Annotated in this window: 27 protein-coding genes; 16 read left to right on the top strand and 11 right to left on the bottom strand. The window is 69.5% G+C overall.

Annotation, left to right across the window (positions count from 1 at the left end; genetic code table 11):
- Positions 1-22: 22 nt before the first annotated feature.
- Complete coding sequence (locus ACZ5CM_RS12735) at positions 23-877, top strand: DUF6544 family protein (protein WP_464639148.1); 855 nt, start codon at positions 23-25, stop codon at positions 875-877.
- Between the two features lie 45 nt (positions 878-922).
- Complete coding sequence (locus ACZ5CM_RS12730; protein ID WP_464639147.1) at positions 923-1786, top strand: D-amino-acid transaminase; 864 nt, start codon at positions 923-925, stop codon at positions 1784-1786.
- Positions 1787-2123: 337 nt separating this feature from the next.
- Here the strand turns inward: ACZ5CM_RS12730 and ACZ5CM_RS12725 are convergent, their stop codons facing one another.
- The 7 genes from ACZ5CM_RS12725 to ACZ5CM_RS12695 all read right to left on the bottom strand — a co-directional run bounded on the left by ACZ5CM_RS12725 (position 2124) and on the right by ACZ5CM_RS12695 (position 7442).
- On the bottom strand, positions 2124-3113 hold the full coding sequence (locus ACZ5CM_RS12725; protein WP_464639146.1) for a zinc-dependent alcohol dehydrogenase family protein: 990 nt from the start codon (positions 3111-3113) through the stop codon (positions 2124-2126).
- Positions 3114-3147: 34 nt separating this feature from the next.
- Positions 3148-3462 carry a DUF1244 domain-containing protein gene (locus ACZ5CM_RS12720; protein ID WP_464639145.1) on the bottom strand — a complete coding sequence of 105 codons (315 nt, stop codon included), beginning with the start codon at positions 3460-3462 and terminating at the stop codon, positions 3148-3150.
- Between the two features lie 166 nt (positions 3463-3628).
- Complete coding sequence (gene plsY / locus ACZ5CM_RS12715; RefSeq protein ID WP_464639144.1) at positions 3629-4240, bottom strand: glycerol-3-phosphate 1-O-acyltransferase PlsY; 612 nt, start codon at positions 4238-4240, stop codon at positions 3629-3631.
- Complete coding sequence (pyrC, locus tag ACZ5CM_RS12710; RefSeq protein WP_464639143.1) at positions 4240-5517, bottom strand: dihydroorotase; 1278 nt, start codon at positions 5515-5517, stop codon at positions 4240-4242. Before pyrC ends, plsY begins: the two co-directional genes overlap by 1 nt.
- Positions 5518-5560: 43 nt before the next feature.
- Positions 5561-5959 carry a hypothetical protein gene (locus ACZ5CM_RS12705; protein ID WP_464639142.1) on the bottom strand — a complete coding sequence of 133 codons (399 nt, stop codon included), beginning with the start codon at positions 5957-5959 and terminating at the stop codon, positions 5561-5563.
- Positions 5956-6504 carry a hypothetical protein gene (locus ACZ5CM_RS12700; protein ID WP_464639141.1) on the bottom strand — a complete coding sequence of 183 codons (549 nt, stop codon included), beginning with the start codon at positions 6502-6504 and terminating at the stop codon, positions 5956-5958. Before ACZ5CM_RS12700 ends, ACZ5CM_RS12705 begins: the two co-directional genes overlap by 4 nt.
- Positions 6501-7442 carry an aspartate carbamoyltransferase catalytic subunit gene (locus ACZ5CM_RS12695; protein ID WP_464639140.1) on the bottom strand — a complete coding sequence of 314 codons (942 nt, stop codon included), beginning with the start codon at positions 7440-7442 and terminating at the stop codon, positions 6501-6503. Before ACZ5CM_RS12695 ends, ACZ5CM_RS12700 begins: the two co-directional genes overlap by 4 nt.
- 139 nt (positions 7443-7581) lie before the next feature.
- Between ACZ5CM_RS12695 and ACZ5CM_RS12690 the strand changes: the two genes are divergently transcribed.
- The 5 genes from ACZ5CM_RS12690 (at position 7582) to ACZ5CM_RS12670 (ending at position 14678) form a co-directional block, all read left to right on the top strand.
- On the top strand, positions 7582-8397 hold the full coding sequence (locus ACZ5CM_RS12690; protein WP_464639139.1) for a uracil-DNA glycosylase: 816 nt from the start codon (positions 7582-7584) through the stop codon (positions 8395-8397).
- The gene (locus ACZ5CM_RS12685) at positions 8394-9041 is read left to right on the top strand and encodes a metallophosphoesterase family protein (protein ID WP_464639138.1); all 648 of its coding nucleotides are present in this window, start codon (positions 8394-8396) and stop codon (positions 9039-9041) included. Before ACZ5CM_RS12690 ends, ACZ5CM_RS12685 begins: the two co-directional genes overlap by 4 nt.
- 6 nt (positions 9042-9047) lie before the next feature.
- On the top strand, positions 9048-9590 hold the full coding sequence (gene moaB / locus ACZ5CM_RS12680; RefSeq protein ID WP_464639137.1) for a molybdenum cofactor biosynthesis protein B: 543 nt from the start codon (positions 9048-9050) through the stop codon (positions 9588-9590).
- Positions 9591-9705: 115 nt separating this feature from the next.
- Positions 9706-11271 carry an efflux RND transporter periplasmic adaptor subunit gene (locus tag ACZ5CM_RS12675; RefSeq protein ID WP_464639136.1) on the top strand — a complete coding sequence of 522 codons (1566 nt, stop codon included), beginning with the start codon at positions 9706-9708 and terminating at the stop codon, positions 11269-11271.
- Complete coding sequence (locus tag ACZ5CM_RS12670) at positions 11271-14678, top strand: efflux RND transporter permease subunit (RefSeq protein ID WP_464639135.1); 3408 nt, start codon at positions 11271-11273, stop codon at positions 14676-14678. The genes ACZ5CM_RS12675 and ACZ5CM_RS12670 overlap by 1 nt, the downstream gene beginning before the upstream one ends.
- Before the next feature lie 35 nt (positions 14679-14713).
- Here ACZ5CM_RS12670 and ACZ5CM_RS12665 read toward each other — a convergent pair whose 3' ends face one another.
- Positions 14714-15520, bottom strand: a complete 807-nt coding sequence (locus tag ACZ5CM_RS12665; protein WP_464639134.1) for a protein-disulfide reductase DsbD domain-containing protein — start codon at positions 15518-15520, stop codon at positions 14714-14716.
- 157 nt (positions 15521-15677) lie between these two features.
- On the opposite strand from ACZ5CM_RS12665, the gene ACZ5CM_RS12660 reads away from it, so the two are divergent.
- The gene (locus ACZ5CM_RS12660) at positions 15678-16238 is read left to right on the top strand and encodes a YqgE/AlgH family protein (protein WP_464639133.1); all 561 of its coding nucleotides are present in this window, start codon (positions 15678-15680) and stop codon (positions 16236-16238) included.
- Positions 16239-16418: 180 nt separating this feature from the next.
- Here the strand turns inward: ACZ5CM_RS12660 and ACZ5CM_RS12655 are convergent, their stop codons facing one another.
- The gene (locus ACZ5CM_RS12655; protein WP_464639132.1) at positions 16419-17369 is read right to left on the bottom strand and encodes an L-threonylcarbamoyladenylate synthase; all 951 of its coding nucleotides are present in this window, start codon (positions 17367-17369) and stop codon (positions 16419-16421) included.
- Positions 17370-17503: 134 nt separating this feature from the next.
- Between ACZ5CM_RS12655 and ACZ5CM_RS12650 the strand changes: the two genes are divergently transcribed.
- The 8 genes from ACZ5CM_RS12650 to ACZ5CM_RS12615 all read left to right on the top strand — a co-directional run bounded on the left by ACZ5CM_RS12650 (position 17504) and on the right by ACZ5CM_RS12615 (position 24591).
- Positions 17504-19195: an acyl-CoA dehydrogenase gene (locus ACZ5CM_RS12650; protein ID WP_464639131.1), complete on the top strand. Its 1692-nt coding sequence runs from the start codon at positions 17504-17506 to the stop codon at positions 19193-19195.
- A complete protein-coding gene (locus ACZ5CM_RS12645) occupies positions 19192-20244 on the top strand; it encodes an MBL fold metallo-hydrolase (protein ID WP_464639130.1) in 1053 nt (350 codons plus the stop codon). Before ACZ5CM_RS12650 ends, ACZ5CM_RS12645 begins: the two co-directional genes overlap by 4 nt.
- A gap of 168 nt (positions 20245-20412) precedes the next feature.
- Positions 20413-20547: an aa3-type cytochrome c oxidase subunit IV gene (locus tag ACZ5CM_RS12640; RefSeq protein WP_464639129.1), complete on the top strand. Its 135-nt coding sequence runs from the start codon at positions 20413-20415 to the stop codon at positions 20545-20547.
- A 14-nt stretch (positions 20548-20561) separates the two neighbouring features.
- Positions 20562-21185, top strand: coding sequence for a hypothetical protein (locus tag ACZ5CM_RS12635; protein WP_464639128.1), 624 nt, complete (start codon positions 20562-20564; stop codon positions 21183-21185).
- Positions 21186-21333: 148 nt separating this feature from the next.
- On the top strand, positions 21334-22221 hold the full coding sequence (locus tag ACZ5CM_RS12630) for a formate dehydrogenase accessory sulfurtransferase FdhD (RefSeq protein WP_464639127.1): 888 nt from the start codon (positions 21334-21336) through the stop codon (positions 22219-22221).
- On the top strand, positions 22218-22838 hold the full coding sequence (mobA, locus tag ACZ5CM_RS12625; RefSeq protein WP_464642598.1) for a molybdenum cofactor guanylyltransferase MobA: 621 nt from the start codon (positions 22218-22220) through the stop codon (positions 22836-22838). Before ACZ5CM_RS12630 ends, mobA begins: the two co-directional genes overlap by 4 nt.
- Positions 22835-23344 (top strand): molybdopterin-guanine dinucleotide biosynthesis protein B, encoded by a 510-nt coding sequence (mobB, locus tag ACZ5CM_RS12620; protein WP_464639126.1) that lies wholly within the window; start codon positions 22835-22837, stop codon positions 23342-23344. The genes mobA and mobB overlap by 4 nt, the downstream gene beginning before the upstream one ends.
- Positions 23338-24591: a molybdopterin-binding protein gene (locus tag ACZ5CM_RS12615; RefSeq protein WP_464639125.1), complete on the top strand. Its 1254-nt coding sequence runs from the start codon at positions 23338-23340 to the stop codon at positions 24589-24591. Before mobB ends, ACZ5CM_RS12615 begins: the two co-directional genes overlap by 7 nt.
- Positions 24592-24669: 78 nt before the next feature.
- On the opposite strand, the gene ACZ5CM_RS12610 is transcribed toward ACZ5CM_RS12615, so the two are convergent.
- On the bottom strand, positions 24670-25701 hold the full coding sequence (locus tag ACZ5CM_RS12610) for a hypothetical protein (RefSeq protein WP_464639124.1): 1032 nt from the start codon (positions 25699-25701) through the stop codon (positions 24670-24672).
- Positions 25702-25714: 13 nt separating this feature from the next.
- On the bottom strand, positions 25715-26185 hold the full coding sequence (gene greA, locus ACZ5CM_RS12605) for a transcription elongation factor GreA (RefSeq protein WP_464639123.1): 471 nt from the start codon (positions 26183-26185) through the stop codon (positions 25715-25717).
- Positions 26186-26387: the final 202 nt, after the last annotated feature.

Here is a 26387-nt window from a genome sequence, read left to right as displayed (position 1 = left end):
GGTGTCGCGGGAAGGAGGTGCGATGATCGCGGGTCTTGCCCCGGCGCTGCTGTTCCTCGTTCTGGCGGGGTTGCTGGTCCTGCGCTTTCGCGATGATCGGGCGGATCGGGAAGAGGCCGCGCGGCTTTGCGCGTTGCAACCTGTCGCGCCGGCCCATTTCGATCCCTCCATGGTTGCCGGGCTGCCGGGGCCGGCTCGGCGGTTCTTCGGGTTTGCGATCCGGCCCGGAACGCCGCTTCTGCGCGTGGCCGAAATCGACATGGCGGGGCGTTTCGGCCCCGGCGACAGGGCGCGCCCGGGATACATGGAGATGACTGCAAGGCAGGTGCTGGCGGCGCCGGAAGGCTTTGTCTGGCAGATGACGGCCGGCCGCGGGCTGCGGCGGCTTTCGGGGTCGGACAGCGGGCGCTGGACGAGGTTTCGAATTCTCGGGCTGGTGCCCGTGGCCCGGCTTGGCGGCAGCCCGGATCACCGCCGCGCCGCTTTTGGCCGCTACGTTGCCGAGGCGGTGTTCTGGACGCCTGCCGCGCTTCTGCCGGGGCCGGGAATATCGTGGGAGGCGGTGGACGAGCGCACTGCCCGGGTGACGGTTGCCCATGACGGGCTGGTACAGGCGGTCGATCTTGTCACCGACGAAAACGGCATGCCGGTGCAGGTCGCGTTCGATCGCTGGACCGACGCCAACCCCGACCGGGTCTGGCGGTTGCAGCGCTTTGGCGGGTATCTGTCGGCCTTTCGGGAGTTCGGGGGATTCCGGTTGCCGACCCATATCGAGGCCGGCAACATGTTCGGCACGTCCGACTATTTTCCGTTCTATGTCGTCGATGTGTCCTCGATCCGGTTTCCCCGGTTGCGGCCGGCCGGGGTTGACTGTTGAATCGCCTGGCCGCAAGACGCCTGAAGACCGAAGAAGGAGCCCCCCATGACCCGCACCGTTTACGTGAACGGCGAATATCTGCCCGAATCGGAGGCAAAGGTTTCGATCTTCGACCGCGGCTTCCTGATGGCCGATGGCGTCTACGAGGTCACCAGCGTGCTGGATGGCAAACTGGTGGATTTCGAGGGCCACGCGGCGCGGCTGGCGCGGTCGCTGTCGGAACTGGACATGCGCAATCCGCTGAGCCACGAGGAACTTCTGGAGATCCACCGCGAACTGGTGCGGCGGAACGGGATCGAGGAGGGGCTGGTCTATCTCCAGATCACCCGCGGCACGCCGGCGGATCGCGATTTCGTTTATCCCGACCCCGAGGAGGTCACGCCCACGGTAGTCCTGTTCACCCAGTCGAAGCCGGGGCTGGCGGACAATCCGGCGGCCAGGGCGGGGATCAGGGTGATCTCGATCCCTGATCTTCGCTGGGCGCGGCGCGACATCAAGACGGTGCAGCTGCTCTACCCGTCGATGGGCAAGATGGCGGCGAAGCAGGCCGGCTGTGACGATGCCTGGATGGTCGAGGACGGTTTCGTGACCGAGGGCACCTCGAACAACGCCTATATCGTCAAGGGGGGCCGGATCATCACCCGCGATCTTTCCAATGACATCCTGCACGGGATCACCCGCGCCGCGGTGCTGCGATTCGCCCGCGAGGCGCAGATGGAGGTGGAAGAACGCCCCTTCACCATCGACGAGGCAAAGGCGGCGGACGAGGCTTTCATCACCTCGGCCTCGACCTTCGTCTTTCCGGTGGTGGAGATCGACGGCGTGAAGCTGGGCGATGGCGCGCCGGGGCCGGTGGCGAAGCGGCTGCGGGAGATCTACCTGGAGGAAAGCCGGAAATCCGCCATCTGAGCGGAGGCCGGGAACCGGAGGGCGGGGGTGCGTCGCGTCCGGCCAGGCGAAAATGAGGGTATCCGCTGGCCGGTTCTGGACAGGTTGAGCGATCGGTTGACATGCCAGTCATGCAGCGGATCAGCGCATGGGAGCCGATCGCGCGGATTCTGCCCGGGGCGCAACGCGGCCCGGGCATGCGCCCGCCCGCCCGTCGCACCGGAGGTGCGCCTTCGGCGCAACGGCGGGCGCATTCGCGCCCACCCGGTCGGGCGCCTGCCCTCGTTTCGGGGGGGAATGTCGCACCGGTCAGGCGCGGCCTTCTCCGATCCGTCCGCGGGCACTCGCCCGCCACCGCCTACGGCACCAGCACCGCCGCCCCCTGCAGTCGGCCCGCGCGCAGGTCGGCGAGCGCCTCGTTGGCGCGCTCCAGCGGATAGGGCGTCGTTTCGGTGTGCACGCCGGCGGCCGCGGCCTGGGGGAAGAAGGCCTCGCCATCGGCGCGGGTGAGGTTGGCCACCGACAGGATCTGCCGTTCTTCCCACAGGTCGGCATAGGGAAAGGCGGGGATGTCGCTCATGTGGATGCCGCCGCAGACGACGCGGCCGCCCTTGCGCAGATCCCTGAGCGCCTTGGGAACCAGCGCGCCCACGGGGGCGAAGATGATCGCGGCGTCAAGCGGTTTCGGCGAGGCCTCGCCCGAGCCGCCCGCCCAGGACGCGTCGAGGCGGCGGGCGAAGTCCTGTGCGGCGCGGTCCCCGTCGCGGGTGAAGGCGAAGACCTCGATCCCTTTCCAGACCGCGATCTGGCACAGGATGTGGGCGGCGGCGCCGAAGCCGTAAAGGCCGAGCCGTTCGATGGCATCGCCGCCGGCCAGCGAAAAGCTGCGCCAGCCGATCAGCCCTGCGCACATCAGCGGGGCCAGCGCAACCGGGTCGCCGTCATCGGGCAGGGCGAAGACATAGCGGGTATCGGCGACACAGTATTCGGCGTAGCCGCCATTGCGGGTATAGCCGGTGAATTCGGGCGCATCGCACAGGTTTTCGCGCCCTGCGTGGCAGTAGCGGCAGTTCCCGCAGCTGCGGCCCAGCCAGGGGACGCCGACGCGTTGTCCCGCCTTCAGGTCGTCCACGCCCCGGCCGGTTGCGGTGACGCGGCCGACGATTTCGTGGCCGGGCACCAGCGGCAGGGCGGGGTCGCTCAGCTCTCCATCGACGATGTGCAGATCGGTGCGGCACACGCCACAGGCCTCGACGCGGATCAGCACCTCGCCCGGCCCGGGTTCGGGGCGGGGCAGGTTACGCAGGACCAGCGGCGCGCCCGCCCGTTCGAAGATCATCGCCCGCATGGTGCCCTCCCACCCGTTCCGGCCGATACCGGGGTCATTCCTTCTTCAGCACGTTCTCGGCGAAGGCCTTTTCGAAGGCGGCCTGCTTTTCGGGGCTGGCCTCGGTCTGGTGTTTCGCCTTCCATTCGTCATAGGGCATGCCGTAGAAGATTTCCCGCGCCTGCGCCTTGTCCATGTCGATGCCGCACTCGGCGGCGGCCTCCTGATACCAGCGGGCAAGGCAGTTGCGGCAGAAGCCGGCAAGGTTCATCAGGTCGATGTTCTGCACGTCGGGGCGGTCTTCCATCAGGTGCTTGCGCAGGCGCCGGAAGGCGGCGGCCTCAAGTTCGATTTCGGTCTGCTTGTCCATGGCGGTGCTCCCCGTGGGCTGTCATTTTTCTGTCGCGTCAAGATGTGACCTCTTTGCTGCGGGGTTGCAAGCGGCCCGTCGCATCGGCGGGGAAGGAGAGGGCGGGAGCGGGGCTCTGCCCCGCACCCCGGAGTATTTGGGGCAAGAGGACGGGGGCGGGGCGATTTCAGCTGTTGCGGGCGCCGATCTTCGGTTCGGTGCCGGCGCGCAGCCGGGCGATGTTGGCGCGGTGGCGCCAGAAGATCAGCAGCGTGAGCACGATGCCCAGCGCCAGCGCCGTTCCCTGGCCCAGGAACACCGCCCAGACGGTCGAGAAGGCAGCCGCCGTCAGCGCCCCGACCGACGAGCGCCGACTGAGCGCGGCCGCCGCCGCCCATGTGGCGCAGATCGCCAGCCCCACCGGCCAGGCCAGCGCCAGCCACAGCCCGATGAAGGTGGCCACCCCCTTGCCGCCGCGAAAGCCCAGCCAGACCGGCCAGCAATGGCCCGCAAAGGCCGCCAGTGCGGCAAGCTGCACCGCGTCCTCGCCGGCGAATTTGCGCGCCAGCAGCACCGCGACCGCTCCTTTGCCCCCGTCGCCCAGCAGCGTCAGCAGCGCCGCCGTCTTGCTGCCGGTGCGCAGCACGTTGGTGGCGCCGATATTCCCCGATCCGATCTGGCGCAGGTTGCCCAGCCCCATCAGCCGCGCGACCAGGATGCCGAAGGGGATCGACCCCAGCCCGTAGCCGATCGCGGCCCACAGGATCAGTTGCGCGGTGCTGCTGTCCGGTTGCGGCATCACTCCCTCCGATAGACGTTTCGTCCGGCCACCCAGCTGGCCAGGACCCGGCCCTGCATCCGCTGCCCGTCGAAGGGCGTGTTGCGGGATTTCGACCGCAGCGTGGTGCGGTCGAGGATGAACGGCACGTCCGGGTCGAACAGCACCAGATCGGCCGGTGCGCCCGGTTCCAGCCGTCCACAGTCCAGCCCCAGCCGGCGGGCGGGGTTGAGCGCCATGGCGCGGAACAGGGTCGGCAGGTCGATGTCGCCGGCATGGTAGAGGCGCAGCGCCGCCGGCAGCAGGGTTTCCAGCGCCACGGCGCCGCTGGCGGCCTCCTCATAGGGCAGGCGCTTGCTTTCCTCGTCCTGCGGGGTGTGCATGGAGCTGATGATGTCGATGAGGCCGGTGCGGATCGCCTCGACCACCGCCCTGCGGTCGTCTTCGGAGCGCAGCGGCGGTTTGACCTTGAAGAAGGTGCGGTAGTCGGCCACGTCGAATTCGTTGAGCGTGAGGTGGTGGATCGAGGTGCCCGCGGTGACGTCCAGCCCGCTGTCCTTTGCCCGCTCCAGCGCCGGCAGGGCGCGGGCGGTCGTGATCTGGTCGGCGTGCCAGCGCGCCTGCGTCATCTCGACCAGCGCCAGGTCGCGCTCCAGCCCCATCCTCTCGGCCATGGGCGAGACGGCGGGCAGGCCGCGCAGGCTGGCGAACTTGCCCGAGGTGGCGGCGGCCCCGCGCGAGAGCCCCGGATCCTGGGGGTGCCCGATGACCAGCGCGCCCAGCCCGCCGGCATAGGTCAGCGCCCGCGACAGCACCCTGGTATCGGTCACCACCCGGTCGCAGTCGGTGAAGGCCACGGCGCCGGCATCCATGAGAAAGCCGATCTCGGTCATCTCGCGCCCCTCTCGCCCCTTGGTCAGGGCGGCCATGGGCAGCACGTTCACCGGCGCGTCGGCCTGGGCGCGGCGGTTGACGAATTCCAGCGTCTCGGGGCTGTCGATGGCCGGCATGGTGTCGGGGCGGGTGACGATGGTGGTCACGCCGCCGGCGGCCGCCGCGCGCCCGGCGGTGCGGTAGCTTTCCTTGTGCCGCTCGCCCGGTTCGCAGACCTTGACGCCGATATCGACGATGCCGGGGGCAAGGCAGGCACCGCCGCCCTCGATCACCTGTGCCCCCTCGGGCACCGGCAGCTCGGTGCCGCGTGCGGCGATGCGGCCGTCTTCCACCAGCAGGCTGCCGGGGCGGTCGGTGCCGGCGGCCGGGTCGATCAGGCGGACATCGGTGATGAGCAGGCTCATGGTTCGGGCTTCCCTGTCCGGGCCGGCGCGGGAGGGCGGCGCCTCATGCGTGCCCCCTGGCCCTGGCGGCCTCGATTTCGGCCACCACGCGGGCCGGGTCCGGTTGATGCTTGATCAGGTGCTTGTCGCCATCGGTGGTGATGATCTGGACCATCGGGCCGAGGGTGCGCACGCGGGCAATCCGGTTCAGCGTCACCCGGCGCCCGCCGGGGCCGGTAAGCGTGTCGCCGGACAGCTCCCACACGGCGGCCAGTTCCTCGTCCGCGAGATACCACGCGCGCAAGGCGATGGCAGCAAGGCCGCCGATGGCGCCGGTCCAGATGGCCTTTTCCCCCATCAGCCACAGCACCAGCATGGCGCCGGCCATGGCGATGGCGGCCAGCCACATGTTGGCGCGGATATAGGCGCCGCGGTCGGGGGTGAAACGGATCGTGTTCGTCATGCGAGCAACCATATGACAAGGGCGATGATGGCGATCATCACGCCGGTGAAGATGGATGCGCCGATGGCGCGGGCGCGGGCGCGGGCCTGCCGGGGCGGTTTGCGCGCCGGGCCCGATCCCATATGGGCGCTGGCCGCCTCCAGATGCCCGCCGGTCCAGTCCACGCCGGGTTCCACATAGGTGCCCACCGGCCGGATGCCGGGGGCCGGGTGCAGCCGGGCCGCCTTGCCGCCGAAGGCGCGGCTGCGCACCACCATCGCCCAGCCCGCAAGCGCCCGCAGCCGGTCGCGGTCGGGGGCAAGCTGACCCTCGTCGATGCCGAACCCTTCGGCGAGATAGCCCTCCAGCCCCAGCTCGTCCAGATCGCGCAGCGCGAACACCTCCACCTGCGCCGGATCCAGCGCCTCGACCCCCAGCGCCTGCGCCGCGGCGCCGGGTTCGCGCAGGAACCGGGCCTGCTCGGGCGGCATCTCCAGCGCGAAGAGGCGGACCACCCCCGCCTCGCCCGCGCGCACATGCAGCGGATCGGGGCGCGGCCCGGTCATGGCGCCCGCGCCGCGGCAAGGTTGCCGGCGAGCAGTTCCATCACCGCCATGCGCACCGCCACCCCCATTTCCACCTGGTCCTGGATGACCGAGCGGTGGATGTCGTCGGCGAGCGTCCCGTCGATCTCGACCCCGCGGTTCATGGGGCCGGGGTGCATGACGATGGCGTCGGGCGCGGCCAGCGCCAGCTTCTCCGCATCCAGCCCCCAGCGGTGATAGTATTCCCGCTCGGACGGGATGAAGCCGCCATCCATCCGCTCCTTCTGCAGGCGGAGCATCATCACCACGTCCGCGCCGGCCAGCCCTTCGGCCATGTCCTCGTATACCTCGACCCCGAATTCCCCGATGCCAGCGGGCATCAGCGTCGGCGGGCCGATCAGGCGGATGCGGCTTTCCATCTTGCCCAGCAGCAGGATGTTCGAGCGCGCAACCCGGCTGTGGGCGATATCGCCGCAGATCGCCACCGTCAGGCGATGCAGTCGGCCCTTGGCGCGGCGGATGGTCAGCGCGTCCAGAAGCGCCTGGGTGGGGTGCTCGTGGCGGCCGTCGCCGGCGTTAAGCACCGCGCAGTTGACCTTCTGCGCCAGCAGGTCCACGGCGCCGGAATGAGGGTGGCGCACCACCAGAAGGTCGGGGTGCATGGCGTTGAGCGTCAGCGCCGTGTCGATCAGGGTTTCGCCCTTCTTGATGGAGGAGGCCTGCATGGACATGTTCATCACGTCCGCGCCCAGCCGCTTGCCGGCCAGTTCGAAACTGGCCTGGGTGCGGGTGGATGCCTCGAAGAACATGTTGATCTGGGTCAGCCCGGCCAGCACGTCGGCATGCTTGGCCGCCTGGCGGTTCAGGTCCACATAGCTTTCCGCCAGATCGAGGATGGTGGTGATGTCCTGCGGCTTGAGCTGTTCGATCCCCAGAAGATGACGGTGGGCGAAGGACATGGGCCGCGACTCCGACAGGCGTTTCGGGTCGCTTATAGAAAGGCCGGCGGTCAGGAGCAACGGGTGGCGGCTGCCGCCGGGGCCGAGGGGGGGCGGCAATGCGGTTTTCGTCGCTGCCAAGGCGGGCTAGGCTTGCGCCATGGAATCGGGGATTGACCACCGCGCGGCGCGGGAACTGCTGGAATGGCAGATCGAGCTGGGCGCGACCGAGGCCATCGGCGATGTGCCGGTGGACCGTTACGCCCTGCCCGATCGCCCGCCCGAACCTGCGGCGGCCCGTGGCGCTGAGGCCCGTGGTGCCGCGACAGGTGCACCGCCGCCCGTCGCGCCGGTGGTCGTTGCCGCCGATGCCGCCGGTTCCGTTGATCCCGTCGCCATGGCCCGCGCCGCTGCGGGCGCGGCGACGTCGCTGGAAGAGCTGCGCGCCGCCATCGCCGCCTTCGATCTGTGTGAGCTGAAGAAGGGCGCGCGCAACACCGTCTTTGCCGATGGCGTGCCGGGGGCGCCGGTGATGATCATCGGCGAGGCTCCGGGCCGCGACGAGGACCGCGAGGGCCGGCCCTTCGTGGGCCGCGCCGGGCGGCTGCTGGACCGGATGCTGGCGGCGATCGGGCTTGATCGGGCGAAGAATGTCTACATCACCAATGTCCTGCCCTGGCGGCCTCCGCAGAACCGCGACCCGCGCCCCGAGGAAATCGCCATGATGCGCCCCTTTCTGGAACGTCACGTGGCGCTGGCCGATCCGAAGATCCTGGTGCTGATGGGCAACGCCTCGTGCCAGGCGGTACTGGGTCGGCGCGGGATCACGCGGCTGCGCGGCCGGTGGGAACAGGCCTTCGACCGGCCGGCCCTGCCCATGTTCCACCCCGCCTTCCTGCTGCGCAAACCCCATGCCAAGCGCGAGGCCTGGGCCGATCTTCTCGAACTCAAGGCCCGGCTGAGAGGGGACGCATGAAGATCCTGGCCTTTTCCGACCTGCACCTGTCCCGCCCGCGCGCGGGTGATCTGGTGGCGGCGGCGCAGACGGTCGATCTGGTGATCGGGGCGGGGGATTTCTGCGTGATGCGCGAGGGGCTGGCGCGTGCGATGGAGATGCTGGCCGGCATTTCCTGCCCGGTGGTGGCGGTGCCCGGCAATGCCGAAAGCGCGGCCGAACTGACCGCCGCCGCCCCGCCGCACTGGCATGTGCTGCACGGGCAGGGGGTGGAAATCGGGGGGCTGCGCCTGTTCGGGCTGGGATATGCGGTGCCGGTGACGCCCTTCGGCGACTGGTCGTGCGACCTGACCGAGGCGCAGGCCGAAGATATGCTCGCGCGCTGCGCCGAGGCGGATGTGCTGGTGAGCCATTCGCCGCCCGCAGGCATTGCCGATCGGACCTCGCAGGGGCTCTCGGTGGGCTCGCGGGCGATCCGCGCCGCCATCGAGCGGCTGCAGCCGGCCCTTGCGCTTTGCGGCCACATCCATGACAGCTGGGGCGAAGAGGGCCGGATCGGGCGCACGCGGGTGGTCAATCTCGGCCCTGCCCCCAGACGGTTCGAGGTTGCCCCGCGAATCGCGGCCGAAAAACCGGCCGGGAACCCGGATGGAAAAGAGGACTGACACCCCATGTCGCGCATTGACGAAAGCAAGGACTTCATTCCCGTCCGCATTGCGGTGCTGACGGTTTCGGATACCCGCTCGCTGGAGGATGACCGCTCGGGGCAGGTGCTGGTCGAGCGGCTGACTGCTGCCGGCCACATCCTCGCCGACCGCCGGATCGTCCGCGACGAGCGCGAGGAAATCGCCGCCCAGCTGCGCGCCTGGGTGGCCGATGCGAGGGTGGATGTCATCATCTCGACCGGGGGCACCGGGCTGACCGGGCGCGACGTGACGGTCGAGGCCCACCGCGATGTCTACGAAAAGGAGATCGAGGCCTTCTCGACCGTCTTCACCCTCGTCTCGATGCAGAAGATCGGCACCTCTGCGGTGCAGAGCCGGGCCACCGGCGGGGTGGCGGGGGGCACCTATCTGTTTGCGCTTCCCGGCAGCCCCGGCGCCTGCAAGGACGCCTGGGACGAGATCCTTGCCCCGCAGCTGGACTATCGCCACCGGCCGTGCAACTTCGTCGAGATCATGCCCAGGCTGGACGAGCACCTGCGGCGCAAATAGGGGCGGCACGAACCGAAGCGGGGCGCGGGGCATCAACCGCTTGTGGGTTGGCATTTCCAGCCGTGCGGCTACCTTATGGGGGTGGCCGCGCGGTGCGGTCCGGGGATTACGGCGCATGCGGTTTCTGCGGCAAAGTCTGATCGGCCTGTTCCTGGCGGCGCTGGCGCTGGGGCTTCTGGCCTATGCCGGGCAGACGGTTTTCAAGGCGCTGCAATCGCGCATGGCGGACGGCGGCCACCCGGCCCCCGCGCGCGAGCGGGTCTTCGCCGTCAGCCTGCGCACCGCGCGCCTGCAGACGGTTTCGCCGGTTCTCCAGGCCTTCGGGAAGATCCAGAGCCGCCGGACGCTGGAGCTGCGCGCGGCGGTCGGCGGGCGGGTGGTCTGGCTGTCTCCGCGCTTCGAGGAAGGCGGTCGCGTGGCCGCGGGCGAGGTGCTGGTGCGCATGGACCCGGCGGATGCGCAGGCGGCGCTGGCGCGGGCCGAAAGCGATCTTCAGGATGCCCGGGCCGAGATCCGCGAGGCCGCGCGGGCGCTGGAGTTGGCCCGGGACGAGCTGGACGCGGCCGAGGACCAGGCCGATCTGCGCGCCCGGGCGCTGAAGCGGCAGAAGGATCTGCGGGCGCGGGGGGTGGGCACCGAGGCGGCGGTGGAGGCGGCCGAACTGTCGCTGGCCTCGGCGCGGCAGGCGGTTCTGGCCCGCCGCCTTGCGCTGGCGCAGGCCGAGGCGCGGGTGGACAAGGCGCGCACCCGCCTGGCACGGGCGCAGATCACCCTTGATACGGCGCGCAGGACGCTGGACGACACCACCATCCGCGCCGCCTTCGACGGCAGGCTCAGCGGCGTCCGGGTGGTCGAGGGGCGGCTGGTGGCGCCGAACGAGAAACTGGCCGACCTGGTGGATCCCGATCAGCTGGAAGTCGCATTCCGCATCTCGACCCGGCAGTATGTGCGGCTTCTGGGCGATGACGGGCGGCTGATACCGGCGCCGGTGCGGGTGTCGCTCGAGGCAGGCGGTACCGACCTGGTGGCGCAGGGCGTGATCGACCGCGAAGGCGCCGCCGCGGGCGAGGGGCAGTCGGGGCGGCTGATCTTTGCCCGGCTCGAGAACGCGCCGGCCTTCAAGCCGGGGGATTTCGTCGCCGTGTCGGTGCAGGAGCCGCCGGTGGAAAACGTGGCCCGGCTGCCGGCCTCGGCGCTGGATGCGCGCGGAACCGTGCTGGTGATCGGCGAGGGCGACCGGCTTCAGGCGCTGCCGGTGGAACTGGTCCGGCGGCAGGGCGACGACGTGCTGGTGCGGGGCGAGGGGCTTGACGGGCGCGAGGTGGTGATCGGCCGCACGCCGCTTCTGGGGCCGGGGATTCGCGTCCGGCCGCTGCGCGAGAGGTCCGAGGCCGCCGTTCCCGAAACCGTCCCCGGGGCCCTGTCCGCCCCCGGTGGGGCGCGGCGGGACGCGATGCTCGAACTCAGCGACGAAAGGCGGGCCCGGCTCGTCGCCTTCGTGCGCGGCAATGCGCGGATGCCGGCCGAGGCCAGGCGGCGGCTGCTGGATCAGCTTGCCGGCGCGCGGGTGCCCGCGCAGCTGGTGGCGCGGATCGAGGCGCGCATGGGCGGGCAGGTCTCACCCGACCGGGCGTCGCGGCCGGGTGATGCGCGCTCCGACGAGACCGGAGGCGAGGGGTAATGCGCCCGGTGCCCGGCGCCGCGGGCGGGGTCATCGGCTATTTCACCCGCCACAGGACGGCGGCCAACCTGCTGCTTCTGGTCATGCTGGTCCTGGGTGCCGCGGCGATGCCGCGGATGCGCGCGCAGTTCTTCCCCGACGTGATCGTCAACACCATTTCCGTCTCGGTTGCCTGGCAGGGCGCCGGCCCCGAAGAGGTGGATGCGGCGATCGTCCAGATCCTCGAGCCGGCGCTGCTGGCGGTGGACGGGGTGGCGGGCTCGAAGGCCGTCTCGCGCGAGGGGCGGGCCCGGATCTCGCTGGAATTCGAGCCCGGCTGGGACATGGGGCGCGCGGCCGAGGACGTGCAGGCGGCGGTAGATGCGGTCACCAACCTGCCCGACGAGGCCGACGACCCTGAGGTCAGGCGCGGGGCGTGGCGCGACCGGGTGACGGATGTGGTCATCACCGGCCCGGTCGGGACCGAGCAGCTGGCGCTTTTCGCGGACGAGCTGGTGCGGCGGCTGTTCAGCGCCGGGGTGACGCGGACCACGATCCGCGGCGTGGCGGCGCCGCGCACCATCGTCGAGGTCCCCCTGGCCGCCCTGATTGCCAACGACGTGACCATGGAGCAGATCGCCGCTGCCATCGCGGCCGAGGTGAACACCGCGCCCGCGGGCGACGTATCGGGCGCCAATGCGCGGGTGCGTGCCGGCACCGAAAAGCGCAAGCCCGAGGACATTGCCGGGATCGTGCTGAGGTCGAACCCGGACGGTTCGAAACTGACCATCGGCGACGTGGCGAAGATCCGCATCGAGGGTGTCGCGCGCGAGCGTGGCTATTTCGTGGGCGACAACCCGGCCATGTCCATCCGGGTCGATCGCGCCGGGCAGGGGGACGCCATCGAGGTTCAGGCCACGGTCCGGCGGGTTGCCGCGGAAATGCAGGCCTCCCTCCCGCCCGGGGTGAGCATCGACCTGATCCGCACGCGGGCCGAATCGATCACCGCCCGGCTGGAACTGCTGGTCAGGAACGGCGCCATGGGGCTGGCGCTGGTGCTGGTGCTTCTGTTTCTGTTTCTCAACGCGCGCACCGCCTTCTGGGTGGCGGCAGGCATCCCTGCGGCGATGTTCGCGGCCGTGGCGATGATGTATGCCTTCGGCCTGACCATCAACATGGTCAGCCTGTTCGGCCTGATCATCACCCTGGGCATCGTCGTGGATGACGCCATCGTGGTCGGTGAACATGCCGACTATCGCGCCCGCCGTCTTGGCGAAACCCCCGCGCAGGCGGCCGAGCGCGCGGCCCGGCGGATGGCGATGCCGGTCTTTGCCTCGACCATCACCACGGTCATCGCCTTTTCCGGGCTGATGGCGATCGGCGGGCGTTTCGGGGACCTGATCCGCGACATTCCCTTCACCGTGATCGTGGTGCTGATTGCATCGCTGGTCGAATGTTTCCTGATCCTGCCCAACCACATGGTGCACGCCATCGAACAGTCGCAGCGCCGGCACTGGTACGACCTGCCCAACCGGCTGGTGAACGAAGGCTTCCGCTGGCTGCGCGACCGGCTGTTCCGGCCGCTGACGCTGATCGCCGTGCGGGCGCGCTATGTGGTGCTGGCCGGTGCGGTCCTGATCCTGGCGACCCAGGTTGCGGTGTTCATCCGCGGCGACGTGCCGTGGCGGTTCTTCAACGCGCCCGAGCGCGGATCCGTCACCGGCAATTTCGCCATGGCCGAGGGGGCCTCGCGGGCCGATACGCTGGAGATGATGCGCGAGATGCAGCGCGCGACCGAAGAGCTGGGCCGCGAGTACGATGCGCGCTATGGCCGCAATCCGATAAAGTTCGTCCTGGCCGAGATCGGCGGCAATGCCGGCCATCCGCTGGCCGGCGCCAACAGCAAGGATCGTGATCTTCTGGGCAGCATCTCGATCGAGTTGATCGACGCCGATCTGCGGCCCTATTCCAGCTTTGCCTTCGTGGGCGAGCTTCAGGACCGCGTGCGCCGCCACCCCAAGCTGGAAACCGTCAGCTTCCGCGGCTGGCGGTCGGGGCCGGGGGGGGATTCGTTGGACGTGCAGTTCTATGGCGCCGAGGTGGAGACGCTCAAGGCGGCAAGCGAGGATCTTCAGCAGGCGCTGGCGCGCTATCCGGAGGTGTCCGGGCTGCAGGACAACCTCGCCTATGACAAGGAAGAGCTGATCCTGGAGCTGACGCCGCAGGGGCGCGCGCTGGGCTTTACCATCGATGCGCTGGGCCGGGCGCTGCGCAGTTACCTGAACGGGATCGAGGCGGCGACCTACCCGGACGGGCCGCGCAGCGCCGAGATCAGGGTCGAGCTGCCCCGCGGCGAACTCACGGCCGATTTCCTCGAACGCACGCAGATGCGCGCGCCCGCGGGGGTCTATGTGCCGCTGGAAGACATCGTCAGCGTTCAGCGGCGCACCGGGTTTTCCACCGTCCGGCGCGAAAACGGGCTGCGCCTGATTTCCGTGACCGGCGACATATCCGAGGACGACCCCGAGCGCGCCGTGGAAATCGACCGCGCGCTGCGCGAGGACATCCTGCCGAAGATCGCCAGCGAGCGGCAGGTAGAATGGCGGATGGGCGGGCTGAAGGAACAGGAAGACAGGTTCCTTGCCGATGCGAAGACGGCGCTGGCGCTGTGCCTGACCGGGATCTACCTGGTGCTGGCCTGGGTGTTTTCCAGCTGGACGCGCCCGCTTGTGGTCATGTCGGTGATCCCCTTCGGGCTGATCGGGGTGATCTGGGGCCATGCTTCATGGGGCGTACCGCTGAGCATGTTCTCGGTGGTCGGGCTGATTGGCATGACCGGGATCATCATCAACGATTCCATCGTCCTGGTGACCACCATCGACGAATATGCGAAAGAGCGCGGCCTGATCCCGTCGATCGTGGATGCCACCGCCGACCGGCTGCGGCCGGTGCTTCTGACCACGATGACGACGGTGCTGGGGCTGGCGCCGCTGCTGTTCGAACGCTCCCAGCAGGCGCAGTTTCTCAAGCCGACGGTCATCACGCTGGTCTACGGGCTGGGTTTCGGCGTGATCCTCGTGCTCATGGTGGTGCCGGCGCTGGTGGCGGCGCAGCGCGACTTCTCGCGGCCGCTCGGGGCGCTGCGGCGGGCGTTGCGGCTGCGACGGCGGCGGTCCCTGAAGGCAGCGGTCGCCCTGACCGGGCTGGTGCTGCTGGCGTGGTTCGGCGGCACCATGGTGCCGGTGCTTGCTGGCGCCGGGCTGCCCGGGCCCCTGGCGGCCCTGTTGCCGGCGCTGACGGAGAGCGAGCCGATGCGCGCCGCGCTGGCGGCATTCCTGGGCGGTGCGCTGGTCATCGTGGTCGCGGCCTGGTTTCTGTCGGCGTTTGCCCTGGCCGTCGCCTCGGCCCGGCGCCGGCGCCGGGCCTGAGCCCGATTCGGTTGCCGTGCTCCCCGCCAGTGGCCTCAGCCGGGGCGGCAGCCGCGGATATCCACCGCGTAGCGTTCCCCCAGAACGGTGAAACGGATCCTGGACCGGTCAAGCGATATCGGCCCCTCGTCGTTGCTCAGGATCTCGGTGGCGGCGACCAGTGTCCGCCCCTTGCGCCTTGCCTGCGTTTCAGTGGCCCAGAGCATCGGGTTTCCCGGCTCGATCACAACGATTTCGCGCCCACCCGCCGACGGCATGTCGATCCGTGCCTCCAGCCGGATGCCGTCGTCAAGCGGCGACACCCGGCAGCTGGCCGCGCGCACCCCGGCCGCGCGCGCCGGGCGGGGCTGGCGGGCAAGCGCGGCTTCGATCGACGGATCGGGCGGCGCGTCCGGGTCGATTTCGTGGTCGAAGGAAAGCGAGGCCGGCACGCAGACCTCGTTGCACACGCCGATGTCGATCTGTCCGCGCAGGCGCACGGGCTGCCCCGGCCGGGCCGGTGTCACCTCGATCGGCAGGACGAGCTGCCCTTTGTAGCCGATCGACTGGAGACCCGCGAGTTCGAACACCACCGGTGTCGGCCAGGAGATCGCGATGTCTGCCACGTTCCGGGACCCGCGCCAGTCGAAGCTGGGCGGAATGCCGGCCACCCCCGGCTGGCGCCAGTAGGTCTTCCAGCCTTCCGCCATGGTCAGCTTCATCGCGGTGCGCAAGCTGCCGCGGGCGGTCCTGCCGCCGTCGAGCATGTCCAGGCGGACCAGAATGTCCGGGTCCCCTTCGGCGCTTGCCGTCGCGGCGAAAAGGAAACACATGATGGCGGTGACTGGAAAGGTCCTCGACATGGGCTCTTGATCGCCCGGCGCGGGGCGATTGCCAAGTCACTTTCGCTCGATGGGCGCGTCGGCGGGGGCAAGGGCGGCCCGGGCGGGGCGTTCCCACCTTGCGCGTGGGCGTCCGGGGGGCCATGTTCGGAGCAGCAAGGGTGGAATCGTTGGCATCATGGAACTGACCGGAAAACTTCTGATCGCCATGCCCGGCATGGGCGACCCCCGGTTCCAGCATTCGGTCGTGCTGCTGTGCAGTCACGGCGATGAGGGGGCGATGGGGCTGATCGTGAACAAGCCGGCCCATGACATCAGCCTTTCGGATCTTCTCGAACAGCTTGCCATCGGCAAGGACGGCGATGGCCCGGGCGTTGACGCGACGGTCTATTTCGGCGGCCCGGTGGAGCCGTCGCGGGGCTTCGTGCTGCATGGCAGCGACTACGTGTCCAACATTCATTCCCTGGCGGTGACGCCCGAGATCGCGATGACCGCGACGCTCGACATTCTCGAGGACATGGCCGCCGAGAAGGGGCCGCGCAAGGCGATGATGATCCTTGGCTATGCCGGCTGGGGGCCCGAGCAGCTGGAGGGCGAGATCGCCATGAACGGCTGGCTGACCGTGGATGCCGATCCGGAGCTGATCTTCGACCTGCCCGACGATGAAAAATGGGGCGCGGCGCTGGGGCGGCTGGGGGTCGATCCGCTGACGCTCTCGGCCAGTGCCGGACGGGCTTGAGGCCGGTCCGGGGATGGTTTTCGGATTCGGTGCCCGGGCCGTACGCCCGGAAACCGCGCCTGTGGCGCGGTGCCTCCGGCGGGAGTATTTCCGGCAAGAGGAAGGGGCCGTTCCCGGGCATGTCCCGTGCGTGCCTGCGGTCCGGTTCCGGTGTTTGCCGGGGCGGCGTGGCCCGGCCCGTCAGTCGCGCGGCGCGGCGGCGCGGCGCAGCCGGTCGTTGATCGCCCGTCCCAGCCCGCGATCGGGAATCGGAGCCACCGCGACGGGTTGTCCCCGTGCATCCAGACGATGGAGGAAATCGAACAGATTGGCCGCCGCCTCGACCAGGTCGCCGGTGGGCGAAAGGTTGAGGTCGCACTCCATGGCGCCCAGGCCCAGGAACAACTCGTCCGGGGCTGGCCCGGCGGCCTCCAGCCGCAGCGCGACACCGGGCGCGTAATGCGAACGAAGCTGACCCGGCGCGGTGACCGGCCCCTGTTCGTCGCGCCCCTCCAGCCGGCAGCCCAGCGCCTCTTCCAGTGCCTCGACCGCCAGTCCTCCGGGGCGCAGCAGCACGGGCGCGGGACCGGCCAGGCCGACGATGGTGGATTCCACCCCGACCGAGCAGGGCCCGTCGTCGATCACCGCGGCGATCCGCCCGTCGAGACCGGCCAGCACATGGGCAGCGGTGGTCGGGCTGATGCGCCCCGAGGGGTTGGCCGAAGGCGCGGCAAGCGGGCCGTCGAAGGCGTGCAGCAGGGCGCGCGCGGCCGGGTGGGCGGGCACGCGCACCGCCAGCGTGTCCAGCCCCGCGGTCACCAGCGGCGAAATCCCGCAGCCCGCGCGCAGCCGCAGCACCATGGTCAGCGGCCCCGGCCAGAAGGCCCGCGCCAGCGTCTCGGCCTGGGTGGTCCATTCCACGTAGTGGGCTGCCTGCGCCGCATTCGCCACATGCACGATCAGCGGATTGAAGGCGGGCCGGCCCTTGGCCTCGTAGATGCGCGCCACTGCCTTGCCGTTGCGGGCATCCGCCCCCAGCCCATAGACCGTCTCGGTGGGAAACGCGACCAGCCGGCCCTCGCGCAGCAGCCCCGCCGCACGGTCGAGATCGGCGCTGTCGGCGGTGAGGATTTCGGTGGCGGAGGCATTCATGGCATGACGCTGCGTTCCGGTTGCTTGACAGGTCGGTTACGGTAGGTAATCGCCCGGATGAAGATCCTTAGCCGCGCCTCCGGCCGAAGCCAACCCCTCCGGGCGGCGCACCGCAGCAGTTGAAGAGGTCGTCCATGTCCTATCGCGCTCCCGTTTCGGAACACGCGTTTCTCCTGCGCAAGGTCCTCGGCTATGACCGTATTGCCGCGACCGATACCTTTTCGGAAGCCTCCGAGGACATGCTGAGCGCGATCCTGACCGAAGCCGGCCGCATGTGCGACGAGGTGATGGCGCCGCTGCAACGGGCCGGCGATCTGGAACCCGCGCGGCTGGAAGGTGGCGCGGTGCGCACCTCGCCGGGCTTTGCCGATGGCTGGAAGGCGATTGCCGAGGGCGGCTGGATTTCCATCTCGGGCCCGCCCGAACATGGCGGCATGGGCCTGCCCATGGCCATCACCACCGCGGTCAACGAGATGATGAGCGGCGCCTGCCTGTCGCTGCAGCTGGCGCCGCTGATGAGCCAGGGCCAGATCGAGGCGCTGGAGCATCACGCCAGCGACGCGATCAAGGCGCTCTACCTGCCGAAGCTGATGAGCGGACAGTGGTCGGGCACCATGAACCTGACCGAACCGCAGGCGGGTTCGGACGTGGGGGCGCTGACGACGAAGGCCGAACCCGATGGCGAGGGCACCTATGCCATCACCGGGCAGAAGATCTTCATCAGCTGGGGCGACAACGATTTCTGCGAGAACGTCTGCCACCTGGTGCTGGCGCGACTACCGGGGGCGGAGCCCGGCACCCGGGGCATCAGCCTGTTCCTGGTGCCGAAATTCATCCCCGACGCGCAGGGCAATCCGGGCCGGGCCAACAGCGTGAAGGTGGTATCGCTGGAACACAAGATGGGCCTGCATGGCTCGCCCACATGCGTGATGGAATATGACGGCGCCACCGGCTGGCTGATCGGCGAAGAGCACCGCGGCATGGCGGCGATGTTCACGATGATGAACAACGCCCGCCTCGGTGTCGGGGCGCAGGGCGTGGGGGTGGCCGAGGCGGCCTTTCAGCAGGCGCTGGCCTACGCGCAGGAACGCCGCCAGTTCGGGCCCATTGTCGAGCACCCCGATGTGCGGCGGATGCTGCTGGAGATGAAGGCCGACATCTTTGCGGCCCGCGCCATCCTGCTGGCCTGTGCCGTGGCCACCGACCTGGCCCGCGCTACCGGGGATGACACCTGCCGGGCGCGCGCGGCGCTGCTGACGCCGATTGCCAAGGCCTTCGGCACCGAAACCGGGATCCGCGTGGCCGATCTGGGCATCCAGGTCCACGGGGGAATGGGCTACATCGAGGAAACCGGCGCTGCACAGTATCTGCGCGACGTGCGGGTGACGGCAATCTACGAGGGCACCAACGGCATCCAGGCGATGGATCTCGTGGGCCGCAAGATGGCCGACGGGGGCGAGGCCGCCACCCGTCTGCTGGAAGAGATCGAGGCCAAGGCCGAATCCGCCCGCGCCGATCTGCCGAAGCTGGCCGCCCCGGTCTGGGAAGCCGCACAGAACCTGCGCGAGGCCACCGAGTGGCTGGTCGCGCAGCAGGACAGGACCACGCGCCTTGCCGGGGCGCTGCCCTATCTGCGCGCCTTCGCCCGGGTACTGGGCGGCTATGCCCACCTCGCCGCGGCGCTGGCCGAGCCGGGCGGCGCGCGCGAGGCGCTGGCGCGGTTCTACATCAACCGGATGCTGCCCGAGCATGCCTCGCTTCTGGTGCAGGCGCAGGCGGGGGCCGAAGACCTCTATGCGCTGGACCGCGACGAACTGGCCGGATGACAGTGCGGGACGGGGCGGAAACGGCGCTGCGCTACCCGTGGGAATCCCCCCCGGCGCCGGGCGCGGCGATCGAGGTGGCCCAGGGCGTGCTCTGGATGCGCCTGCCGCTGCCCTTCGCGCTGGATCACGTGAACATCTACGCGCTGGACGACGGCGACGGCTGGACGGTGATCGACACCGGGATCGGGTCGAAACGCAGCCGCGCGGCGTGGGAGGGGCTGATGGCCGGCCCGCTGGCGGGCAAGCCGGTGCGCCGGGTAGTGGTGACCCATCACCACCCCGATCACGTGGGCCTGGCCGGCTGGTTCCAGGGCGAACACGGGGCCGAGCTGCTCACCACCCGCACCGCCTGGCTGTTTGCGCGGATGCTGACGCTGGACGTGCAGGACAGCTGGCCGCAAGAGACGCTGGACTATTACCGCAGTGCCGGGATGGATCCCGATATCCTGCATAAGCGCATGGCCGAGCGGCCGTTCAACTTTGCCGACATGGTGCATCCGATGCCGCTGGGCTTCACCCGGATCCGGCAGGGCGACGTGCTGCGCATGGGCGGGCGCGACTGGGAGGTTCACGTGGGCCACGGCCATGCCCCCGAACACGCCACCTTCTGGAGCCGTGATGACAACCTGGTGATCTCGGGCGACCAGATCCTCAGCTCGATCAGCCCCAATATCGGCGTCTACGCGACCGAACCCATGGCCGATCCGCTGGCCGAATGGCTGGAAAGCTGCGAGCGGCTGCTGAAGCTGGCACGCCACGATCACCTGGCGCTGGGCGGGCACAAGCTGCCCTTCACCGGCCTGCCGCTGCGGATGCGGCAGCTGATCGACAACCACCACGGCGCGCTTGCCCGCCTGCTGGAGCATCTGGAGACCCCGAAGAGCGCCGCCGAATGTTTCGGCCCGCTGTTCCGGCGCAGCATAGGCGAATCCGAATACGGCCTTGCGCTGGTTGAGGCGGTGGCACATGTGAACCACCTCTTTCACACCGGAGAGGTGACACGCACGCGCCGCGCCGATGGCGCCTGGCTCTATCGCCGCAAGGGCTGAGGGTGAACTGCAGACGCCCCTGCACGGGGTTGCCCCGGCGGAGGGGATTCGGCTATCCCGGATGCAACACCGCCCCGGCGGCCGGAGAAACTGCGCCCGAATGACCGGATGACAGGCGCGAATGAATCCGGTAGTTTCCGGAAAAACACGCGAACGGAAGGGTCCGACATGGCAGAGCACAAGCACGGAGAGATGGATATCTCGGAGCATGAAGAAACGTTCCACGGGTTCGTTAGGTTCATGACCCGCGCGGTCATCGTGATTCTTGCGATCCTGATCTTCATGGCCATCTTCACCTCCTAATCCGGGCGAATTACATGTTCCGGCTGGTTGCTCTGGTCTTTCTGGTTCTTGGTGTTGCCGGTTGCGTGAACAGGCCGGCGGGCCGGGCGACGGACGATCAGATCGCCACCGTGTCCTACCGCGATTCGGGGCCGGCCTCGCTGACGCTCTACACGGTGGTCAACAACCGCACGAACGATGGGGCGCATACCGCGCTTCTGATCAACGCGTCCGAGCGGGTGATCTTCGACCCGGCCGGGTCGTTCAGGGCCGAAGTGGTGCCCGAACGCGGCGACGTGCTTTACGGCATCACGCCGGCGGTCGAGCAGGCCTATCGTTCGGCCCATGCGCGTTCCACCTATCGGGTCGAGATGCAGACCATCCAGGTCACCCCGGCGCAGGCCGAAGCCGCCTATCGCGCAGCGGTAACCAACGGCCGGGTGATGGGCGGATTCTGCGCCAGCGCGACAGCGAACATCCTGCGGCAGGTGCCCGGTTTCGAGGACATCCGCACGACGCTTTTCCCGCGCAAGCTTCAGGCACAGTTCGCCAGCCTTCCGGGGGTCGAGTTCGAACAGTATTTCGAGGACGACAGCGACGACCTGGCCGAGGGGCTGGCCAAGGCCGATGCCCGACTGAAAGCGCAATACGGTGGCTAGATGCGGCGGCTGGGCCGTGCCTGCCCCGGTTGCCGAACCGGGCCGCGATTTCCCCGGCCGGACGGGCAATTCATGGTGGTGATCGCGCCGGCTTGATCCTAGACTGTGCCCGCCGGCGGGACCGGATCAGGCACGAGGGGGAAAGCCATTGGCGACAGGCACGGAGGATGTGACCGGCTACATCATTGCGCCCGATCCGCAGGCGGCGCGCCTGACCCGGGCCGTCGAGGGGGTGGACCAGACCGGGGCACCCGCCCGGATCCCGGTGGTCGAGGAGCGCCCGCTCACGATCTTCCTCAACGGCCACGAGATCGTCACCGCGATGACCATCGGTGACTACCCGGAATATCTTGCGCTCGGCTTTCTGCGCAACCAGCGGATGCTGCGCGAGGATGAAACCATCATTGCCGTCGATTACGACGAAGAGATCGAGACCGTGGTGGTGCGCACCGCCTCGCAGACCACCTACGAGGAAAAGCTGAAGAAGAAGACCCGCACCAGCGGGTGCGCCGTGGGCACCGTGTTCGGCGACATGATGGAAGGGCTCGAAGGCGTGACGCTTCCGGGCGCCGAGCTGCGGACCTCGTGGCTTTACGCGCTGGCGCAGAAGATCAACCGCACGCCGTCGCTCTACCTCGAAGCCGGGGCGATCCACGGCACCGTGCTGTGCCGCGAGGACCGGCCGCTGGTCTACATGGAGGACGTGGGCCGCCACAACGCCGTGGACAAGATCGCCGGCTGGATGCTTTCGGAAGGTGAGCCGGGTGCCGACAAGATCCTCTACACCACCGGGCGGTTGACCTCCGAGATGGTGATAAAGACGGCGTTGATGGGGATCCCGGTGCTGGCCTCGCGATCGGGTTTCACCGCCTGGGGGGTGGAAATCGCCCGACAGGTGGGGCTGACCCTGATCGGGCGGATGCGCGGGCAGCGGTTCATCTGCCTTGCGGGGGCCGAGCGGCTGGTCTGGGACGCGAACCCGGCCTCGGTCCCGCCCGAAGACCCCCGTCACCGCCGCAAGAGCGCGCGGGGCTGATGCGTCCGCTGGGGGTCATCCTTGCCGGCGGGCTGGCCACGCGGATGGGCGGCGGCGACAAGGGGCTGCTGAGCCTTGGCGGCCGGCCTCTGCTGGCGCATGTCATCGACCGGCTTGCCCCCCAGGTGGCGGGGCTTGCGCTCAATGCCAATGGCGATCCGGGCCGCTTCGCCCAATTCGGCCTGCCGGTGATCGCCGATTCGGTTCCCGGGCACCCCGGCCCGCTGGCCGGGGTGCTGGCCGGGCTCGACTGGGCCGCGGGGCTGGGGGCCGGGGTAATCGTCACCGCCGCTGCTGACACGCCCTTCTTCCCGTCCGACCTGGTGGCCCGGCTGGTGGCGGCGGCCGAGGGGATGGAATGCCCTCTCGTGCTGGCCGCCACGCCCGACCCCGCGCGGGGGCGCGCGCGCCACCCGACCTTCGGCCTGTGGCCCGTGGCCCTGCGCGAGGATCTGCGCCGCGCGCTGGCCGGAGGCGTGCGCAAGGTGGTTCGCTGGACCGATGCCCATGGCGGGCGTGAGGCGCTGTTTCCGGCGGGCGCGGTGGATCCGTTCTTCAACGTCAACACGCCCGGCGATCTGGCCCGGGCCGAGGCCCTTCTGGAGGAGCTGCAATGAAGGTCTATGGCGTGGTCGGCTGGAAGAACGCCGGCAAGACCGGCCTGATGGAGCGGCTGGTGCGCGAGATCACAGGGCGCGGGCTCACCGTGTCCACGGTCAAGCACGCCCATCACAACTTCGACATCGACCAGGAAGGCAAGGACAGCTGGCGCCACCGTGCGGCCGGTGCGAAAGAGGTGCTTCTGGCCTCGCGCCACCGTTTCGCCCTTATGCACGAGTTGCGGGGCGAAGAGGAACCGGCGCTGGAAACCCTGCTGACGCGCCTGGCGCCGGTGGATCTGGTGCTGATCGAAGGCTACAAGCGCGACCGCCACCCCAAGGTCGAGGCCCACCGCGCCGAAACCGGCAATCCGCTGATCGCGCCGCAGGATCCGACCGTGCGCGCGGTGGCCAGCGACGTGCCTCTGGAGCTCGACCTGCCGGTGTTCGACCTGGACGACACCGGGCGGATCGCCGATTTCATTCTTGCCGAAACCGGATTGCGGGAGAGACCTCGATGCTGAAACCGCCCCCCCTGCGCAATGACTGCTTCGCCCTTCCCGCCGGCGTGAACTGGACCCCGGTTGCCGACGCCCTGGCGCTGCTGCGCGAGCGGTTGCACCCGGTCACCGCCACCGAAAACGTCCCGCTGGCCGAGGCGCTGGACCGGATCCTCGCCAAAGACGCCATCGCCCGGCGCTCCAACCCGCCGCAGGCCAATTCCGCGGTCGATGGCTACGGCTTTGCCGGCCCGGTCGCACAAGGCGCCCATGTTTTGCCGCTGACCCGTGGCCGCGCTGCCGCCGGAGTGCCGTTTGATGGCGTGGTGCCGCCGGGCGAGGCGATCCGGATACTGACCGGGGCGGCGCTGCCCGAGGGGGTGGATACGGTGGTCCTGGAAGAGGACGTGACCCTGGGCCAGGACCGGATCGCCTTTCGCGGGCCGCTGAAGAAGGGCGCCAATGCCCGGGCCGCCGGCGAGGACGTGGTCGCGGGCGCGGTCGCACTCGGGGCCGGCCGCCGCCTGACCCCGGCCGACCTCGCCCTGCTGGCCGCGGTGGGTATCGGCGCGGTGCCGGTGCACGAACGCCTCCGCGTCGCGGTCATCTCCACCGGCGACGAACTGGCCGAGCCGGGCCAGCCCGCCGCTCCGGCGAAGATCTATGACGCCAATCGGCCCATGCTGCTGGGGCTGATCCGCCGCATGGGCTTCGCGCCGCGCGACATGGGGCGCGTGCAGGACGACCGCCAAGCCCTGCGCGCCCGTCTCGACCAGGCGGCGCAAGAGGCCGATGTCATCCTGACGTCGGGCGGGGCCTCGGCCGGTGACGAGGATCACGTCTCGGCGCTGCTGCGCGAAAGCGGGGCCATGCAGGAATGGCGCATCGCCATCAAGCCGGGCCGCCCGCTGGCGCTGGCCATGTGGAACGGCCGACCGGTGTTCGGGCTTCCCGGCAACCCGGTGGCGGCCATGGTCTGCACGCTCGTGTTCGCATATCCTGCCATGGCGCTCATGGCGGGCATGGGCTGGCGCGAACCGCAGGGTTTCGACCTGCCCGCCGCCTTCGAGAAGCGCAAGAAGCCGGGCCGACGCGAATATCTGCGCGCGCGCATCCGCAACGGCCGGGCCGAGGTGTTCCACTCGGAAGGCTCGGGCCGCATCTCGGGGCTGAGCTGGGCCGAAGGGCTGGTCGAACTCGCCGACGGGGAACGCCACATCCGCCCTGGCGACCCGGTCCGCTTCATCCCCTGGGCGGGGTTCGGCCTCTGATCTTCCCTTCCTCTTGCCAAAAATACTCCGGGGTGCGGGGCAGAGCCCCGCGAAATGCCGCGCCGACGGGCGCGCGCCTCAGTCGAAGGTGCCGGCGACGCGCCCCAGCAGCATGAAGGCCCGCGCCGTGCGGGTATCGGCCAGCGCCGTGATCTCCTCGTCGTTGGCCGTGGCCTCGAATTCGGCAAAGACCTGGTCGAAACGGCGCAGGAAATGATGCGCGGCATCTCGGAAGATCGGATCCTGCTTCATCCGCGCCGCGCTCAGCGCCAGCGAGCTGCGGTCGCGGATACCGCCCAGCACCGCCACTTCACGCCCGCGCGCGCCCTTGGCAAAGCGGCGCCAGATCTCGGGGCGGGCCATGTCGGGGCGCAGATCGTCCATGTAGATCCCGTCCTGGCTCAGCAGCGTCAGAACATCCTGCGCGGCCCGGATCAGAAGCGCGGCCCGGCGGTCCTTCAACGCCCGCCGCAGCGCCGCAAAGCCATCCGTATCCTCGGCCGTTTCGGGGAAGTTCAGCGCGCGGATGAAATCCCGGGTGCTCAGCGGCGGCGCCATGTCCTCGGCCCGCGTTCCCAGCGGCAGGGCGCCCTGGCTTTCGGTCGGTTCCGTGGCCGGTTCCGGCGCCGGTTGCATGGCCGGCCGGTTGCGGTCCAGACGCGTGGTGTGAAAGGTGGCCAGCGCGGTCTCGGTCTTTTTCGCGGTCTCGGCGATCTCGTCGAGCTTGCGCGCGACCGCGGGCTCGGGGGCGAGCGCGCCACGCTGGGCCTGGGCGATCTGCGCCTGCCGAAGCGCATCGATCGCCGCCTGCAGGCGTTGGCTCTCCTCGCGCATCACCCGCGATGCACGCGCCGCCGTCGCGCCGACCCAGATCACCGCAACCGGCATGAACACGACCAGCACGGTCATCAGGAACCGACCCGCAGCCGACCCGTCCTGCGGCGCCGGCGGGGACAGGACCAGGAAGGCCGTCACCACCACCAGCCAGATGGCGCTCAGAACGACGGCGGTAATCTCGATCCCCGTGACCGCCGGCGACTCGGGGCGTGCGTAGAGGTCCACCGGCGGCGGACCGGCAGCTTTTCGCGTCCCTTCGGCTGCGCGGGGCATCGACGACCCTCCGTCAGCAATAGACGATCTTCACCACCTCGTAATAGCGCTCGCCGCCCGGCGTGCGAACCTCGACGCTGTCGCCCACGTTCTTGCCGATCAGCGCCCGGGCGATGGGCGACTTCATGTTGAGCAGACCCTTCTCGATATTGGCCTCGTGCTCGCCCACGATCTGCCAGGTCTTTTCTTCCTCGGTTTCCTCGTCCACCAGAGTCACGGTGGCGCCGAACTTGATCGCCCCGTTCAGCGAGGCCGGATCGATCACCTCGGCGCGGCCCAGGATGCCTTCCAGCTCCTTGATCCGGCCTTCGATGAAGGACTGCTTTTCGCGGGCGGAATGGTATTCGGCGTTCTCCGACAGGTCACCATGTTCGCGCGCCTCGGCAATCGCCTTGATGATTGCCGGCCGCTCTTCGGACTTGAGCTGCTTCAGTTCTGCTTCCAGCGCGGCATAGCCCGCCGGGGTCATCGGGATCTTTTCCATTCTGTCCTGGTCCATCAATTGCCTCTGGCCCCGCTGCGGGTCGCAACGGGGCGAGTGTCAGGGTCGGATCATTCCTGACTCAATCGGGGGGCGGAAAGCAAGAGAAAGGCGCAAGCGGACCCCCGTCACCGGATCCGGCCGCGCCCCGGCCCCGTCCTGCCCCCCCCCTCGTGCCGCATGGTTTCGATTGACGTTGCGGTGC

The organism is Piezobacter thermophilus, from assembly GCF_055386745.1.
The sequence above is the reverse complement of the archived record's forward strand: the minus strand, read 5'-3'. Positions and strand labels throughout refer to the sequence as shown.

Coding starts and splice junctions, on each gene's coding strand:
- ACZ5CM_RS12635 (WP_464639128.1), top strand. CDS start 20,562: ATGTTCCGGCTGGTTGCTCTGGTCTTTCTGGTTCTTGGTGTTGCCGGT.
- ACZ5CM_RS12610 (WP_464639124.1), bottom strand. CDS start 25,701: ATGCCCCGCGCAGCCGAAGGGACGCGAAAAGCTGCCGGTCCGCCGCCG.
- ACZ5CM_RS12670 (WP_464639135.1), top strand. CDS start 11,271: ATGCGCCCGGTGCCCGGCGCCGCGGGCGGGGTCATCGGCTATTTCACC.
- ACZ5CM_RS12660 (WP_464639133.1), top strand. CDS start 15,678: ATGGAACTGACCGGAAAACTTCTGATCGCCATGCCCGGCATGGGCGAC.
- ACZ5CM_RS12735 (WP_464639148.1), top strand. CDS start 23: ATGATCGCGGGTCTTGCCCCGGCGCTGCTGTTCCTCGTTCTGGCGGGG.
- ACZ5CM_RS12645 (WP_464639130.1), top strand. CDS start 19,192: ATGACAGTGCGGGACGGGGCGGAAACGGCGCTGCGCTACCCGTGGGAA.
- ACZ5CM_RS12725 (WP_464639146.1), bottom strand. CDS start 3,113: ATGCGGGCGATGATCTTCGAACGGGCGGGCGCGCCGCTGGTCCTGCGT.
- ACZ5CM_RS12720 (WP_464639145.1), bottom strand. CDS start 3,462: ATGGACAAGCAGACCGAAATCGAACTTGAGGCCGCCGCCTTCCGGCGC.
- ACZ5CM_RS12705 (WP_464639142.1), bottom strand. CDS start 5,959: ATGACGAACACGATCCGTTTCACCCCCGACCGCGGCGCCTATATCCGC.
- pyrC (WP_464639143.1), bottom strand. CDS start 5,517: ATGAGCCTGCTCATCACCGATGTCCGCCTGATCGACCCGGCCGCCGGC.
- ACZ5CM_RS12665 (WP_464639134.1), bottom strand. CDS start 15,520: ATGTCGAGGACCTTTCCAGTCACCGCCATCATGTGTTTCCTTTTCGCC.
- ACZ5CM_RS12650 (WP_464639131.1), top strand. CDS start 17,504: ATGTCCTATCGCGCTCCCGTTTCGGAACACGCGTTTCTCCTGCGCAAG.
- ACZ5CM_RS12655 (WP_464639132.1), bottom strand. CDS start 17,369: ATGAATGCCTCCGCCACCGAAATCCTCACCGCCGACAGCGCCGATCTC.
- moaB (WP_464639137.1), top strand. CDS start 9,048: ATGTCGCGCATTGACGAAAGCAAGGACTTCATTCCCGTCCGCATTGCG.
- ACZ5CM_RS12695 (WP_464639140.1), bottom strand. CDS start 7,442: ATGTCCTTCGCCCACCGTCATCTTCTGGGGATCGAACAGCTCAAGCCG.
- ACZ5CM_RS12700 (WP_464639141.1), bottom strand. CDS start 6,504: ATGACCGGGCCGCGCCCCGATCCGCTGCATGTGCGCGCGGGCGAGGCG.
- ACZ5CM_RS12615 (WP_464639125.1), top strand. CDS start 23,338: ATGCTGAAACCGCCCCCCCTGCGCAATGACTGCTTCGCCCTTCCCGCC.
- ACZ5CM_RS12730 (WP_464639147.1), top strand. CDS start 923: ATGACCCGCACCGTTTACGTGAACGGCGAATATCTGCCCGAATCGGAG.
- ACZ5CM_RS12640 (WP_464639129.1), top strand. CDS start 20,413: ATGGCAGAGCACAAGCACGGAGAGATGGATATCTCGGAGCATGAAGAA.
- plsY (WP_464639144.1), bottom strand. CDS start 4,240: ATGCCGCAACCGGACAGCAGCACCGCGCAACTGATCCTGTGGGCCGCG.
- greA (WP_464639123.1), bottom strand. CDS start 26,185: ATGGAAAAGATCCCGATGACCCCGGCGGGCTATGCCGCGCTGGAAGCA.
- ACZ5CM_RS12690 (WP_464639139.1), top strand. CDS start 7,582: ATGGAATCGGGGATTGACCACCGCGCGGCGCGGGAACTGCTGGAATGG.
- mobB (WP_464639126.1), top strand. CDS start 22,835: ATGAAGGTCTATGGCGTGGTCGGCTGGAAGAACGCCGGCAAGACCGGC.
- ACZ5CM_RS12685 (WP_464639138.1), top strand. CDS start 8,394: ATGAAGATCCTGGCCTTTTCCGACCTGCACCTGTCCCGCCCGCGCGCG.
- ACZ5CM_RS12675 (WP_464639136.1), top strand. CDS start 9,706: ATGCGGTTTCTGCGGCAAAGTCTGATCGGCCTGTTCCTGGCGGCGCTG.